The 13,975-nt window shown below is 71.2% G+C and carries 16 protein-coding genes; 5 read left to right on the top strand and 11 right to left on the bottom strand.

Annotated features, from left to right (window positions below; all coding sequences use genetic code 11):
• Positions 1–35: 35 nt before the first annotated feature.
• Complete coding sequence (locus Q5425_RS19905; RefSeq protein WP_308673746.1) at positions 36–830, bottom strand: HAD-IIA family hydrolase; 795 nt, start codon at positions 828–830, stop codon at positions 36–38.
• A 190-nt stretch (positions 831–1,020) separates the two neighbouring features.
• On the opposite strand from Q5425_RS19905, the gene Q5425_RS19900 reads away from it, so the two are divergent.
• Positions 1,021–2,796 (top strand): multicopper oxidase domain-containing protein, encoded by a 1,776-nt coding sequence (locus Q5425_RS19900; RefSeq protein ID WP_308673745.1) that lies wholly within the window; start codon positions 1,021–1,023, stop codon positions 2,794–2,796.
• Between the two features lie 2 nt (positions 2,797–2,798).
• Here the strand turns inward: Q5425_RS19900 and Q5425_RS19895 are convergent, their stop codons facing one another.
• Genes Q5425_RS19895 through Q5425_RS19875 form a run of 5 tightly spaced genes read right to left on the bottom strand, consistent with a single transcriptional unit; the run spans position 2,799 to position 6,472 of the window.
• A complete protein-coding gene (locus Q5425_RS19895) occupies positions 2,799–3,866 on the bottom strand; it encodes an ABC transporter ATP-binding protein (RefSeq protein ID WP_308673744.1) in 1,068 nt (355 codons plus the stop codon).
• Entirely contained in the window at positions 3,863–4,630 is a 768-nt protein-coding gene (locus Q5425_RS19890) for an ABC transporter permease (protein WP_308673743.1), read from the bottom strand. The genes Q5425_RS19895 and Q5425_RS19890 overlap by 4 nt, the downstream gene beginning before the upstream one ends.
• A gap of 58 nt (positions 4,631–4,688) precedes the next feature.
• Positions 4,689–5,495: a molybdate ABC transporter substrate-binding protein gene (gene modA / locus Q5425_RS19885; RefSeq protein ID WP_308673742.1), complete on the bottom strand. Its 807-nt coding sequence runs from the start codon at positions 5,493–5,495 to the stop codon at positions 4,689–4,691.
• Between the two features lie 59 nt (positions 5,496–5,554).
• Positions 5,555–5,959 (bottom strand): TOBE domain-containing protein, encoded by a 405-nt coding sequence (locus tag Q5425_RS19880; RefSeq protein ID WP_308673741.1) that lies wholly within the window; start codon positions 5,957–5,959, stop codon positions 5,555–5,557.
• Positions 5,960–5,992: 33 nt separating this feature from the next.
• On the bottom strand, positions 5,993–6,472 hold the full coding sequence (locus tag Q5425_RS19875) for a MarR family transcriptional regulator (protein ID WP_308673740.1): 480 nt from the start codon (positions 6,470–6,472) through the stop codon (positions 5,993–5,995).
• A gap of 147 nt (positions 6,473–6,619) precedes the next feature.
• Here Q5425_RS19875 and moaA point away from each other — a divergent pair, with 147 nt between their 5' ends.
• The 3 genes from moaA to Q5425_RS19860 all read left to right on the top strand — a co-directional run bounded on the left by moaA (position 6,620) and on the right by Q5425_RS19860 (position 9,403).
• A complete protein-coding gene (gene moaA / locus Q5425_RS19870) occupies positions 6,620–7,627 on the top strand; it encodes a GTP 3',8-cyclase MoaA (RefSeq protein ID WP_308673739.1) in 1,008 nt (335 codons plus the stop codon).
• 10 nt (positions 7,628–7,637) lie between these two features.
• Positions 7,638–7,889, top strand: a complete 252-nt coding sequence (locus Q5425_RS19865) for a MoaD/ThiS family protein (RefSeq protein ID WP_308673738.1) — start codon at positions 7,638–7,640, stop codon at positions 7,887–7,889.
• Between the two features lie 869 nt (positions 7,890–8,758).
• Positions 8,759–9,403, top strand: coding sequence for a transglycosylase family protein (locus tag Q5425_RS19860; protein ID WP_308673737.1), 645 nt, complete (start codon positions 8,759–8,761; stop codon positions 9,401–9,403).
• A gap of 278 nt (positions 9,404–9,681) precedes the next feature.
• Here the strand turns inward: Q5425_RS19860 and Q5425_RS19855 are convergent, their stop codons facing one another.
• Complete coding sequence (locus tag Q5425_RS19855) at positions 9,682–10,137, bottom strand: MarR family transcriptional regulator (protein WP_308673736.1); 456 nt, start codon at positions 10,135–10,137, stop codon at positions 9,682–9,684.
• 53 nt (positions 10,138–10,190) lie between these two features.
• On the opposite strand from Q5425_RS19855, the gene Q5425_RS19850 reads away from it, so the two are divergent.
• A complete protein-coding gene (locus tag Q5425_RS19850) occupies positions 10,191–10,637 on the top strand; it encodes a nitroreductase/quinone reductase family protein (protein WP_308673735.1) in 447 nt (148 codons plus the stop codon).
• Here the strand turns inward: Q5425_RS19850 and Q5425_RS19845 are convergent.
• The 4 genes from Q5425_RS19845 to Q5425_RS19830 form a co-directional block, all read right to left on the bottom strand.
• A complete protein-coding gene (locus Q5425_RS19845) occupies positions 10,624–11,544 on the bottom strand; it encodes a molybdenum cofactor biosynthesis protein MoaE (protein ID WP_308673734.1) in 921 nt (306 codons plus the stop codon). The genes Q5425_RS19850 and Q5425_RS19845 overlap by 14 nt on opposite strands.
• Positions 11,541–12,011, bottom strand: a complete 471-nt coding sequence (gene moaC / locus Q5425_RS19840; protein ID WP_086852742.1) for a cyclic pyranopterin monophosphate synthase MoaC — start codon at positions 12,009–12,011, stop codon at positions 11,541–11,543. The genes Q5425_RS19845 and moaC overlap by 4 nt, the downstream gene beginning before the upstream one ends.
• Positions 12,012–12,236: 225 nt before the next feature.
• The gene (locus Q5425_RS19835; protein ID WP_308673733.1) at positions 12,237–13,625 is read right to left on the bottom strand and encodes an NAD-dependent malic enzyme; all 1,389 of its coding nucleotides are present in this window, start codon (positions 13,623–13,625) and stop codon (positions 12,237–12,239) included.
• Positions 13,626–13,729: 104 nt separating this feature from the next.
• Positions 13,730–13,909: a hypothetical protein gene (locus Q5425_RS19830; protein WP_043776346.1), complete on the bottom strand. Its 180-nt coding sequence runs from the start codon at positions 13,907–13,909 to the stop codon at positions 13,730–13,732.
• Between the last annotated feature and the right edge of the window lie 66 nt (positions 13,910–13,975).

Raw genomic sequence — 13,975 nt, 5'->3', positions numbered from 1 at the left:
GGTGACGATAAGCCCTCCGGCCGCCCGGCCGGTGGTCAGCCTTCGCCGAACGGGTCCAGGGTCCGCCCGATCAGGTCAGCGACCGAGTCGATCACCATCGTGGGCCGGTACGGATAGCGTTCGGCCGACTCCGGGGTGGATATGCCGGTGAGCACCAGGATCGTCTGCAGCCCGGCCTCGATGCCCGAGTGCACGTCGGTGTCCATCCGGTCGCCGATCATCAGCGTCGACTCCGAGTGCGCGCCGAGCCGGCGCAGCGCCGAGCGCATCATCAGCGGGTTCGGCTTGCCGACGTAGTAGGGCGAGCGCCCGGTGGCCTTCTCGATCAGCGCCGCGACGGACCCGGTGGCCGGCATCGAGCCCTCCACGCTCGGGCCGGTCGCGTCGGGGTTCGTCGCGATGAACTTCGCGCCGCCCTCGATCAGCCGGATCGCGCGGGTGATCGCGCTGAAGCTGTACGTGCGGGTCTCGCCCAGCACGACGTAGTCGGGGTCGCGCTCGGTCAGCACGTAACCGACCTCGTGCAGCGCCGTCGTGAGGCCCGCTTCGCCGATGACGTACGCCGAGCCGTTCGGCCGCTGCGACGAGAGGAACTTCGCGGTCGCCAGCGCCGAGGTCCAGATCGACTCCTCGGGGATGTCGAGCCCGGTGCGCTCCAGCCGCGCCCGCAGGTCGCGCGGGGTGTAGATCGAGTTGTTCGTCAGCACCAGGAAGCCGATGCCGTTCGCCTTCAGCTCGGCGAGGAACTCGTCGGCCCCCGGGACGAGGTGCTCCTCCTTCACCAGGACGCCGTCCATGTCGGAGAGGTACGTCCACCGGCGTTCGTTCATGGTCGGGAACCTATCACGCGCGCGAGACACCTGCGTGATACGCCAAAAAGGGCTACCATTGGAATTGCCGGTATCGCGAGGGGAGTCGCGTACCCGGTCACCGAGGGGGTTCGGGGGAATACTTTTCGACGTCGGCGCCACGTGCGTCGCCGTGCAATTCTTCCTGCCCCCGCACCGAAGGGGGAGAACAATGACCGAAATCATCGAGCGCCCGGCGACGACCGGGCCGATCACCGCTCCGAACTGGGGGCTCACCAAGTTCCTGGACCCGCTGCGTGTTCCACCCGTGTTCCGGCCCCGCCACCGGGAAATGATCACGGTTCCGATGATCGCAAAGCGGCAGCGGCTGCACTCGGAATTGCCCGAAAGTACGTTGTGGACGTACGCAGGGCATTTCCCGGGTCCGACGATCGAAGTGCGCAGCGGCAAGCAGCTGCGGATTTCGTGGTCGAACGAAATCGAGGGCGAGTTCCCGCTCGTGGCCGTCGAGGGCCCGCTGCCCACGGCGCCGGCCAGCCGGCCGGGCCGCGAACTCGACCAGCCCGGCTACCGGATCGTGGAGGGGGTCGCGGACCTGCCGGCGTGGACGGTCGTGCACCTCCACGGCGCGCGCACCAACGCGGGCAACGACGGCTGGGCGCACAACGCCGGCCTCGAGGGGACGTCCCAGCTGGCCGAGTACCAGAACCGCCAGCCGGCGATGCCGCTGTGGTACCACGACCACGCCATGGCGATCACGCGCTTCAACGTCCACACCGGCCTCGCGGGGATGTACCTGATCCGCGACGACGAGGAGGACGCGCTCGGCCTGCCGCACGGCGACCACGAGATCCCGCTGATCATCACCGACCGGAACCTGGACCGCGACCCGGCGACCGGCGAGCTCACCGGGCAGCTGCTCTTCAAGTTCCCGTACATCGAGAACGGCCCGGCGATCCCGTTCACGGGCCCGTTCAACCTGGTCAACGGCGTGGTCTGGCCGCACCTCGACGTCGACGCGCGGTGGTACCGCTTCCGGCTGCTCAACGCGGCGAACTCGCGGTTCTACACGCTGAATCTGGTCGACGAGAACAACGTGCCGGTCAACGACGCCGTCCGCCTGATCGGCACCGACGGCGGTCTGCTGGCCGCGCCGGCGCAGCTGCCCGCGGGCGGGCTGACCGTCGCCCCGGCCGAGCGGTTCGACGTCCTGATCGATTTCAGCCGCTTCAAGGGGCAGAAGCTCAAGCTGCGCAACGCCGACCCGCGGCTGGGCGAGGTCGAGCCGGACCTGATGGAGTTCCGCGTCGACGGCGGGGCGAAGCACGACCCGTTCCGGCTGCCGGAGAAGATCTCGACGTCCTACACGCGGCTGGTGCACGGCACGACGCTGCCGGAGGACCACGACCACGTCTGGATCGCGCTGCTGCTCAACAAGGCGGGCCACCCGGAGATGTGGGACCTCGAGCAGGTCGAGGCGGACCCGGGCGGCGAGGGGATCGTCCAGGTCCAGGACCCGGCCGGCGGCCTGAAGACGTTCCGGATGATCGGGCGGCTCTTCGACGACACCACCGGGATCTTCATCAACCACGACCGGTGGGCGGTGTGGAACATCCTGCACGTGGCCAACGGCGGTCCCGCGCACCCGATCCACATCCACCTGACGGAGTTCCAGGCGCTGTTCCGGCGGCGCTTCACCACCACGTTCGACCAGGCCACCGAGCGGACGACCGCGCCGATCGACGGCTTCACCGACGTCCCGCTGGAGAAGTACGAGGAGGGCTGGAAGGACACGATCATCGTCAACCCGGGCCAGTGGGTGAGCGTCGCCGGGCAGTTCGGGGGCGGCACCGGCGAGTTCATGTACCACTGCCACATCCTCGACCACGAGGACGAGGGCATGATGCGGCCGTTCGTCGTGCACCCGCCGGAGGTCGCGAAGTTCCACGTCCACCCGGGCGGCGGTCACCACCACGAAGCGGCCTGAGGTCAGGAGGCCGCGGCCGGGTGGATCGCCACGGTCGCGGCCTTCACCGACAGCGTCACCGCCGAGCCGGGCTCCAGGGCGAGCTCGGCGACGGCGGCCGGGGTGAGGTCGGCGGTGAGGCCGTGGGCCCAGCCGTCGCCCTCGGCCCGGATCCGGATCACCGGTCCGTGCGGTTCCAGGGCCGAGACGACGGCGTCGGCGGTGTTGCGCGGGCTGCCGTGGTGCTCGCCGTCACGGGCGTAGACGGCGACGGCGTTGGGCGGGAACACCGCCACCGCGGGCTCGCCCGGCACCACGTCGGGCGCGGGGATGCCGCTGACGACCTCGCCGGACGGCGTCCGCAGGCCTTCGGCGACGGCGGTGCCGGCGACGAGGTTGAGGCCGGCGATCCGCGCGGTGAACGGCGTCCGCGGGGCGGAAAGCACTTCACGGGTCGGGCCGCGTTCGACGATCCGGCCGTCGTGCAGCACCGCGACGTGGTCGGCGAGCGCGAGCGCGTCCAGTGGGTCGTGCGTGACGAGCACGGTCGTCGGCCCGGTCTTGAGCACCCGCCGCAGCAGCCCGCGGATCGACGGCGCGGCGTCGACGTCGAGGGCGGCGAACGGCTCGTCGAGCAGCAGCAGCTCCGGCTCGGCGGCGAGCGCCCTGGCGATCGCGACGCGTTGGGCCTGCCCGCCGGACAACTGCCCGGGCCGCCGGTCGGCGAGCTCGACGGCGTCCACTTCCGCCAGCCAGAAGAGGGCACGCTCCCGCGCGGCGCGGCGGCCGGCCCCGGTCGAGCGCGGCGAGAACGCCACGTTGTCCACTGCGGACAGGTGCGGGAAGAGCAGGGCGTCCTGGGAGAGCAGCCCGATCCCGCGCCGGTGCGGCGGCACGCCGGCCAGCGCCCGGCCGGCCACCGCGATCTCCGCCGACGCCGGGGTGATCAGCCCGGCGAGACAGCTTAGGACCGTCGACTTGCCGGAGCCGTTCGGGCCGAGCAGCGCCAGCACGTGCCCGGCGGGCACGGCGAAGTCCACGTCGAGGTCGAACGAGCCGCGCACGGCGGCGATCCGGGCGGCGAGGCTCACCGGAGGCCGCCTTCCCACGAGCGCGGCCGCGCGACGGCGATGACGACGACGGCCACGACGATGAGCAGCAGCGCGAGCGCCACCGCGCTGTCGATGTCCACTTCGGCCTGCGTGTAGACCTCGAGCGGCAGGGTGCGGGTGACGTCTTCGAGGCTGCCGGCGAAGGTGATCGTGGCCCCGAACTCCCCGAGCGCGCGGGCGAAGCTGAGGACGACGCCGGAGCCGAGCGCGGGCAGCAGCAGCGGCAGCGTCACCCGGCGGAACACCGTCCACGGGCGCGCGCCGAGCGTCGCGGCGACCTGCTCGTAGCGGTCGCCGGAGCCGCGCAGCGCGCCTTCGAGGCTGACCACCAGGAACGGCATTGCGACGAACGTCTGCGCGATGACCACGGCGGCCGTGGTGAACGGCACGGACTCCCCGGTCAGCGCCGTGATCAGGGCGCCGAGGAAGCCCTTGCGGCCGAGCAGGTAGAGCAGTGCGAGGCCGCCGACGACCGGCGGCAGGACCAGCGGCAGCAGCACGATCGAGCGCAGCAGCCGGACGCCGGCGAACCGGGCCCTGGCGAGCACGACGGCCAGCGGCACGCCGAGCAGCACGCAGGCCGCCGTGGACAGCCCGGCGGTGATCAGCGACAGCCGCAGCGCGTGCAGCGACGACGGCGTGCCGATCAGCGACGGCAGCCGGGTCAGGTCCGTGCGGACCAGCAGCCCGACGACCGGCAGCACCACCAGCGCCAGCGCGAGCGCGGCCGGCACCCCGAGCACCCACGGGACGCGCGCGTGGCCGGCCGGGGCGGGCCCCCGCCGGCCACCCGCGGACCGCCTACTGCGCAGAACCGAACCCGGCCTTCGTCAGCTCGTTCTTGCCCTGGGCACCGAGGACGAACTCCTCGAACTGGCGCGCGAGGTCGGCCTGGCCGCCCTTGATCGCGGCGATCGGGTAGCTGTTGGCTGCCTGGGCCGCCTCGGGGAATTCGACCTTGTCGACCTTGCCCGCGGCCGACGTCGTGTCGGTGACGTAGACCAGGCCCGCGTCGGCGTCACCGGACACGACCTTGTTCAGCACCTGCTTGACGTCCTGCTCTTCGCTCTTCGGCTTGAGCGTGACGCCGGTGGCCGTCTCGACCTTCTTGGCCGCCGCGCCGCACGGCACCTGCGGGGCACAGGTGATCACGTTCAGGCCGGCCTTGTTGAGGTCGGCGAAGGACTTGATGCCCTTCGGATTGCCCGGCGCGACGGCGATGGCCAGCTTGTTCGTGGCGAACACGCTCGCCTGGCCGTCGATCACGCCGTCCTGGACGGCCTTGTCCATGGTGGCCTGGTCGGCGGAGGCGAGGACGTCGGCCTTCGCGCCGTTGGTCAGCTGCTGCACCAGGGTGGACGAGCCCGCGAAGCTGAACTTCACGGTCACGCCGGCGTGCTGGGCTTCGAACGCCTTGCCGAGCGCGGTGAACGACTCGGTGAGCGACGCGGCGGCGAACACGGTCAGCGTGCCGCCACCGGTGTTCGCGGCCCCCTTGGGCGCGGGCGCGGTGACCGACGCGCCGGGCTGCGTGCTGGGCTCGTCCGAGCTGCTGCACGCGCCCGCGAACAGGGCAACGGCCGCGACGGCGAGAGCGAGCTGTGACAACCGGGGCTTCGCCCCGGGCCGGGGGCTTCGCCACCCGGACCCCCGAAAAGCGGGCTGGTTCATCGACTTCCTTCCGGTGTCTCCACCACAACAGTGGTCGCCTTGACCACCGCGACCGCGAGTACCCCCGGGCGCAGACCCAGCTCGCGGACGGCTTCCGTACTCATCAGGGACACCACGCGGTGCGCCCCGCACTGCAGTTCCACCTGCGCCATCACCTTGTCGGCGACGACCTCGGTGACCAGCCCCACGAACCTATTGCGGGCGGACCGCCCGACCGCGGTCGGGTCTTCGGGCGCGGCGGCCTGCGCCCGGGCGAACCCGGCCAGCTGGGCGCCGTCGACGACCTTGCGGCCGGCGGCGTCGTCGGTTGCGGTCAGCTGCCCCGCGCGCACCCACCTCCGGACGGTGTCGTCACTGACCCCGAGCAGGCGCGCGGCCTCGGACAACCGAAATTGCGGCATGCCGCAGACATTATCTCCGCAGTTGAGGAAAAGCTACGCGGGGCGCGCCTTCTCCATGACCTCGGCGCGCAGCTGCTCGAGGATGACGTTCTGATAACGCTCGATCACTTTTCGCTCGGCCGGGGAGAACTGCGCGAGCTGCTCGCGAAGGGCGTCGAAGGCCGACTCGAAGAGCGGCGCGAACCGTTCGGCCGCCCCCGGCACCACCTCGACGAGGACCTTGCGGCGGTCTTCGGGGTCGCGCACCCGGCGCACCAGGCCGACCTTCTCCAGCCGGTCGATGACGCCGGTGACCGCGCCCGTCGACAGGCCCGTCAGCCCGGCGATCCGGCCGGCGGTGAGCGGCCCACCAGCCTGGACGACGAGGTCGAACGCTTTGTGGTCGGTACCGGACAGGCCCATCCGCTCGGCGATCCTGGCGTGCCGCAGGACGGTGAAGGTACTGCCCTGGCGGCCCAATTCCGCAAAGCGGAAGAGTTCCTCTTCGGTGACCGGGTAAGTCTTTTCCGTCACGAGTTCTGCTCCCGGCACGTTAGTTCGCCCACTGGACAACTCAGTGCGCAAAGTATCCCAGCGGGCATTGCAGAGACTACCCTGGGCGTAATGACAGCAGTGGATCTCGGGTTTCCTCGCGTCCCCGGTACACGAGGGTCATCTCGCGTGCCCAGGCCCGAGAACCCCCATCTCATCGACACCTTCGGCCGGGTGGCCACCGATCTGCGGGTTTCCCTGACGGATCGGTGCAACCTGCGCTGCACCTACTGCATGCCCGCCGAAGGCCTCGACTGGATGCCGGGCGAGCAGGTGCTGACCGACGACGAGCTGGTCCGGCTGATGCGGATCGCCGTCGAAATGCTCGGCGTCACCGACATCCGGCTCACCGGCGGGGAACCGCTGCTGCGGCCGGGCCTCGAAGACCTCGTCGCGCGGATCACGGCGCTGACGCCCCGGCCACGGTTGTCCATGACCACCAACGGGATCGGCCTCGTCAAGCGCGCGGCCGGGCTCGCCGAGGCCGGGTTGAACCGGATCAACGTCTCGCTCGACACCGTCGACCCCGAGACGTTCGTGAAGATCACCCGGCGCGACCGGCTCTCGCACGTCGTCGCCGGTCTGGCGGCGGCGCGGGACGCCGGGATGGCGCCGGTGAAGGTCAACGCCGTGCTGATCCGCGGGCTCAACGAGACCGAAGCCGTCCCACTGCTGAAGTTCTGCCTCGACGAGGGCTACCACCTGCGGTTCATCGAGCAGATGCCGCTGGACGCCCAGCACGGCTGGAACCGCGGCGAGATGATCACCGCGGCCGAGATCCTCGAGATGCTGGGCTCCGCGTTCGCCCTGACGCCGTTCCCGGCCGAACGGGGCGGCGCGCCCGCCGAGCGCTGGCTGGTCGACGGCGGCCCCGGCGACGTCGGCGTGATCGCGTCGGTGACCCGGCCGTTCTGCTCGGCCTGCGAGCGGACGCGGCTGACCGCCGACGGCGCGGTGCGCTCCTGCCTGTTCAGCAACGACGAGACGGATCTGCGCTCCCTCGTGCGCGCGGGCGCGCGCGATGAAGAGGTGGCGGACGCCTGGCGGGCGACGATGTGGGGCAAGCTCGCCGGCCACGAGATCAACGACGCCGGGTTCGCGCAGCCGATCCGGCCGATGAGCGCGATCGGCGGTTGAGATGGCGACCATGACCATCTTGGTGCGGTACTTCGCGGCGGCGCGGGCCGCCGCCGGTGTGGAAGAGGAGAAGGTGCAGCTGCCGGCCGGGGCGTCGGTCGCCGACGCGGTGGCCGAGCTGCGCCGCCTCCACCCGGACGGCCTGCCGCGGATCCTCGAGGCGGTCAGTTACCTGCTGGACGGCATCGCGGTCCGTGACCTGACCCGCCCGTTGCGTGACGGCGCCGAACTCGACGTCCTCCCGCCCTTCGCCGGCGGCTGACCCCCACGGGTCGGCTCTCCGGGTGTGCGAGGCCACCGTCTCGGGTGGTTCGGGCCGAAGTTGGCCGGGTCGTGGGCCATCCGGACCAGGGGGTGCGACTTCGTCCTCCCTGTATTGCGGCGACCACTCGGGTGCCGCCGCCGACCGCTCGGCGACGGGCTTTTCCGGCCATCGGCGTGGCGCGTCACCGGATCCGGGTGTTCGCGAGAAGCTGATCACGACCGGGCACCACACGTCCGGTGACCCGTTTCACCTGGTCCGTCGCCCTGCGTCGGCCGCGGCGGGCGGGCCCGGCGGTCGGTGTCGCTCCGACCGGGTCGCAAAACCCCACTAACAGGTGGGACTGCTGTGACTCTTGGGGCAACTGAGGCAGGATTGTCAAGTCTGGCGCCCTCCCCGCAGTGGTCATAAGATGCCCGCTTCAATCGCGCTCCCGACGGCGCGAATGGGCCATTCGCGCCGCGAAACACGTGATGCAAGCCTCACGATCCGTGTTTTATCTCGGGTAGGAAACGGCCAGGTAACGGCCCGCTGAACTGCGAAAACGGGCGTATCGACCAAGGTTGCGAGCTGTTACTGTGACGTAGGTCACGCCCCGAATAATTTCCGATCACGGCTCTCGTTACGTACCGTCGCTTTTCGGTTGGCCCCGACCAACCAGCACGACCGGGAATCCGTAGCGCCTAGCCCTGTCCAACGGATCCCCGGACCCATACCCCGAGCGAAAGCATTTCCGGACAGGGACGAGGGGACGACGAAGACGCGCCGTGCGTCGGACTCGCCCGCCGGTCTGAGACGGCCGGCGCCAGGACCCCGATCCTGACCCTCAACACGAGTTCGTAGGCGCAGGAAAACCGAGAAGCATCGAAATGTCTTACCGAGGCAAGCACCGCAAGATGTCCGCAGCCACCCGCACCGTCGCTCGCGTCGCCATCGCGGGCATCGCGGTCGGCGCTCCCCTCGCGATCGCCGCGACCCCCGCGTCGGCGACCAACTGGGACGCCATCGCGCAGTGCGAGAGCAGCGGCAACTGGAACACCAACACCGGCAACGGCTACTACGGCGGCCTGCAGTTCTCGCAGAGCACGTGGAAGGCCTACGGCGGCACCGGCAGCGCGGCGAACGCTTCCCGCGAGCAGCAGATCGCCGTGGCCGAGCGCGTCCTGCAGGGTCAGGGCATCGGCGCGTGGCCGGTCTGTGGCAAGAAGGGCGGCGGCTCGTCGGCCCCCAAGGCCACCGGCAAGACCACCAAGAAGGTGACCCCGAAGAAGAGCACGACCGCGGCTGCCCCGAAGAAGGCGGCGGCGGCCCCGGCTGCGGCCCCCGCGGCGGCGACCGGCGTGAGCAGCTCCAACCCGGCCGGTAACTACACCGTCGTGGCTGGCGACACGCTGTCCAAGATCGCCAAGCAGTTCAACGTCCAGGGCGGCTACCAGAAGCTGCAGGACCTGAACGCGAAGTACATCCCGAACGCGGACCTGATCCTCGTCGGGCAGAAGATCGCCACCAAGTGACGATCACGCAGTGATGCGCGAGTCCGGCCTCGAGCCGTGACCTGACAGGGCTCCCACCGCCGATCCCCCGGGCGGTGGGAGCCCTTCACGCGTTTCCCCCGCCGTGACGCCCCGGCCTGACGCGCGGGGTCGCTGGTTGCGGGAGCGCTGGCAGTGGCACTGGCGCGCGGATCGCCGAGCCCAGGGCTATGCCCCGGCCCCGCCGCAGAGCTGGGCGGCCGCCCGGCGCCTGCGCGGATCGGCCCGCTGGTCGGCCACCAGAGCCGCCCTCACGGGCCTCAGAGCGACCGGATCCGCTCCGCCTCCGCCAGCTGCATCCGCTCGCCCTTCCGCAGCACCTCGATCACCAGCGCCAGCTGCTCCGGCTCGTAGTCCGCCAGGAGGGCCCGGCCCGCCCGCTCGATCGGCCCGTAGACCGCCTCCAGCAGCTCCGCCGCCTTGGGCGTCAGCTCCACCACCGCCCGGCGGCGGTCGTCCGCGTCCGTGCGGCGGGTCAGGTGGCCCGCGTTCGTCAGGCGCTGGATCGCCGTTGTCGTGGCCGCCGGGCTCAGGTTCGCCTCCGCCGCCAGCCGGCCCGCCGTCAACGTTCCCGCCGCCAGCACCAGGCCGATGATGCGCAGGTCCGTGCGGTTCACGCCGAACGCCGCCGCCGCGGCCTCGTCCACCACGTCGTTCGCCGCTCCGAAGGCCGCTGCCGCGTGGGTTGCCTCGGTGACCAGTGATTGCTTCGACACTCGAAAGAGTCTACCTTGGCCGGCAAGTACTTCGATCGTCGAAAGGATTTGCCGTGCCGACCCGCCACGCCCTGCCCCGCTGGCTCCGCCCCGCCAACCGCCTCGTACGCCTCCTGACGCGCCTGGGGCTGCGCCTGGGGACCGTGCACGTCCTGACCGTCCCCGGCCGCCGCTCGGGCGTCCCACGGCCCACTCCGGTCTCCCCGCTCACCCTCGACGGCCACCGGTACGTCGTCGCCGGGCTGCCGGACGGCGACTGGGCGCGCAACGTCCGCGCCGCCGGCCGGGGCGAGCTCGCCCACGGACGCCGGAAGCAGGCCGTGACGCTGACCGAGATCACCGACGCCGGGGTCCGCGCTCAGGTCATGCGGGCCTTTCCGCGCGAGGTGCCGCACGGGGTGCCCATGTTCGTCAAGCTCGGGCTGGTCACCACCGCCGATCCGGACGAGTTCGCCGCGGCCGCCGACCGGGTCGCGGCCTTCCGGATCACGGCGAATTGACCCACTCGTCCGTGCCGTCGGTGAAGTGCTGGTGCTTCCAGACCGGCAGCCGCGCCTTGACCTCGTCCACGAGCTCCGAACACGCCGCGAACGCCTGGCCGCGGTGCTCGGCCGCGACGGCGCACGCCAGGGCGACGTCGCCGATCGTCAGCGGCCCCAGCCGGTGGCTCACGGCCACCGCGCGGACGCCGCTCCAGCGCGCCGACAGGTCCGCGACGACGTCCGCGATCACCTGGCCCGCGCTCGGGTGGCCCTCGTACGTCAGGTCGCGGACGCCCTTGCCGCCGTCGTGGTCGCGGACGACCCCCGCGAAGGTGACCACCGCGCCCGCCGCGTCGTCCTCGACCAGCCGCGCGTGCTCCTCCACCGACAGCACGTCCTCGGTCACCAGCGCCCGCACCACGCGCACCGCGGAAACCGGAGCCACCGGCCGCGGGTGGTCGCCCCCGGCCAGCTGGTCGACGGCGTGGTCCAGGATGCCGTCGAGCACGCCCAGGCCGTCTTTGACGCCGCCGCTGGAGCCGGGGAGGTTCACGACCAGGGTCCGCCCCGCCACGCCCGCGACACCGCGCGACAGCACCGCCGTCGGCACCTTCGGCAGGCCGGCCGCGCGGATCGCGTCCGCGACACCCGGCAGCTCGTGGTCGAGCACCGCACGGGTGACGTCCGGGGTGCGGTCGGTCGGCGAGATGCCGGTGCCGCCCGTGGTGAGGACCACGGCGACACCGTCGGCCAGTGCGGCCCGCAGCGCGACGCCCACCGGGTCACCGTCCTCGACGACGACCGGCGCCGGCACGTCGTACCCGCGATCCGCCAGCCAGGCGGTGATCACCGGGCCGGTCTTGTCCTCGTAGACGCCCTTGGCGGCGCGGTTGGACGCCACGATCACCCGCGCACTGCGCTTCACGGCCGCTCCCAGGTTCCGGTCTTGCCGCCGTCCTTGCGGAGCAGGCGGACCTCGTCCAGCGTCGCCGCCGGGTCGACGGCCTTGATCATGTCGTGCAGCGTCAGCCCGGCGACGGCCACCGCGGTCAACGCTTCCATCTCGACGCCGGTGACGTCGGTGGTCTTCGCCGTCGCGCGGATGCCGACTTCGGCCTCGCCGAGCGTGAACTCGACCTTGACCCCCGACAGCGCGATCTGGTGGCACAGCGGGATCAGCTCGGGCACGCGCTTGGCGCCCATGATCCCGGCGATGCGCGCGGTGGCCAGCGCGTCGCCTTTGGGGAGGCCGTCGGTGGCCAGCAGCCGGAGCACCTCGGCGGTGGTCCGCACGGTCCCGGCGGCGAGCGCCGTGCGCGCGGTGGCGGTCTTGCCGGAGACGTCGACCATCCGGGCGGCGCCGGTCTCGTCGACGTGGCTTAGTTCACTCACACGCCGAGGCTACTTCCGCCGGCCGGCCAGGCGGCCGCGAGGGACTTCGACGGCCGCGGTCGGTCCGGTTCTCGAACGCCTGTCACTGCCGGCGGGCGCCCGCCGGCAGTGACTGAGGCCGGAACTCGCGTGATTGGAGCCGGAACTCGCGTGATTCGGGCCGGAACTCGCGTGATTCGGGCCGGAACTCGCGTACCCGGACCGTCGGATCGCGTGCCGTGACGGTCAGCGCTCCGCGAGCACGGCCTTCCGGACGGCGTCGGCGACCGCGGGGGCCACCGCGCTGTCGAACACGCTCGGCACGATGAACGACGCGTTGAGCTTGCCGTTGTCGACGACGTCGGCGATCGCGTCGGCCGCGGCCAGGAGCATCGAGTCGTCGATGTTGTGCGCGTGGGCGTCCAGCAGGCCGCGGAACACGCCCGGGAACGCCAGGACGTTGTTGATCTGGTTCGGGAAGTCGCTGCGGCCGGTGGCCACGACGGCGGCGTGCTTCTGCGCCTCCAGCGGGTCGATCTCGGGGTCCGGGTTCGCCAGCGCGAAGACCACCGCGTCCTTGTTCATCGTCGCCACCTGCTCGGCGCCGAACAGGTTGGGCGCCGAGACGCCGATGAACACGTCCGCGCCGGCAAGCGCTTCGTGCAGGGTGCCGCTGACCTGCTCCTGGTTCGTGTGGGAAGCGATCCACATCAGGTTGTCGTCGAGGTTGCCGCGTGCGGTGTGGACGATGCCGTCGATGTCCGCGGCGACGATGTCGCCCGGGTTCTTCTGCAGCAGCAGCCGGATGATCGCCGAACCGGCGGCACCGACGCCGCTGATCACGATCTTGCAGTCCTCCATGCGCTTGCCGACCACGCGCAGGGCGTTGCGCAGCGCGGCGACGACCACGATCGCGGTGCCGTGCTGGTCGTCGTGGAACACCGGGATGTCCAGCTGCTCGCGCAGCCGCTTCTCGATCTCGAAGCAGCGCGGTGCGGCGATGTCCTCGAGGTTGATCCCGGCGTACACCGGGGCCAAGGCCTTGGCGATCATGATGATCTCTTCGGTGTCCTGGGTGTCCAGGCAGACCGGCCAGGCGTCGACGTCGGCGAACTTCTTGAACAGCGCCGCCTTGCCCTCCATCACCGGCAGCGCGGCGGCCGGGCCGATGTTGCCCAGGCCGAGCACCGCGGAGCCGTCGGTGAGGACGGCGACGGTGTTGCGCTTGATCGTCAGCCGGCGCGCGTCCTCGGGGTTGGCGGCGATCGCCTGGCAGACGCGGGCGACGCCCGGGGTGTAGGCGCGGGAGAGGTCGTCACGGTTGCGGAGCGCGACCTTGGGCGTGACCTCGATCTTGCCGCCGAGGTGGATCAGGAACGTCCGGTCGGAGACCTTGCGGACCTTGACACCGGGCAGCGAGTCGAGCGTCTGGGTGATGTCGTTCGCGTGGTTCTCCGACAGCGCGTTGGCGCTGATGTCGACCACGATCGAGTCGGAGTGGGACTCGACGACGTCGAACGCGGTCAGCACGCCACCGACGCGCCCGACGGCGGTGGTCAGGTCACCGGCCGCGCTGGACGAGGCCGGGGCCTCGACCCGGACGGTGATCGAATATCCGGGACCGGGAACCGGCATGGCACGTACCCCCGCATGGGAAAGGTGGCTGGGACGGAAGGGAACCTACTCCCGTGACCGTCCTCACCAGGGGCCGATACCGGTACTGACCAGTAACTATGCCGTCAGCGGTTGATCTCGGTCTCCGGGTGCACGTACGGCACCGTGTCGAGGGGGAAGGTGACGTCACCGAACGGCGACAGCGCGCCCTGGCGGTCGGACGCGAGCTCGGTCACGGGGTGCTCGCCGTCCTCGCCCGGCCAGGTCGGGTCGATGCCCTTGTGCTTCTTCTCACCCTTGGCCACAACGTCCTCCACAGCCTGTGCTCAACCGTCCGGAGACAGTCTGCCTCAGCCCCGGCGGCCCGTCAC

Origin of the sequence: Amycolatopsis sp. A133 (assembly GCF_031082405.1) — a bacterium.
GTDB lineage: Bacteria > Actinomycetota > Actinomycetes > Mycobacteriales > Pseudonocardiaceae > Amycolatopsis.
Note: the sequence above shows the minus strand (reverse complement) of the source record. Positions and strands in the feature narration are given on the sequence as shown.

Bases quoted from the DNA above. Each gene is read 5' to 3' on its own strand.
- Q5425_RS19905 (WP_308673746.1), bottom strand. From the start codon at position 830: ATGAACGAACGCCGGTGGACGTACCTCTCCGACATGGACGGCGTCCTG.
- Q5425_RS19900 (WP_308673745.1), top strand. From the start codon at position 1,021: ATGACCGAAATCATCGAGCGCCCGGCGACGACCGGGCCGATCACCGCT.
- Q5425_RS19880 (WP_308673741.1), bottom strand. From the start codon at position 5,959: ATGCCGCAATTTCGGTTGTCCGAGGCCGCGCGCCTGCTCGGGGTCAGT.
- Q5425_RS19865 (WP_308673738.1), top strand. From the start codon at position 7,638: ATGACCATCTTGGTGCGGTACTTCGCGGCGGCGCGGGCCGCCGCCGGT.
- Q5425_RS19860 (WP_308673737.1), top strand. From the start codon at position 8,759: ATGTCTTACCGAGGCAAGCACCGCAAGATGTCCGCAGCCACCCGCACC.
- Q5425_RS19835 (WP_308673733.1), bottom strand. From the start codon at position 13,625: ATGCCGGTTCCCGGTCCCGGATATTCGATCACCGTCCGGGTCGAGGCC.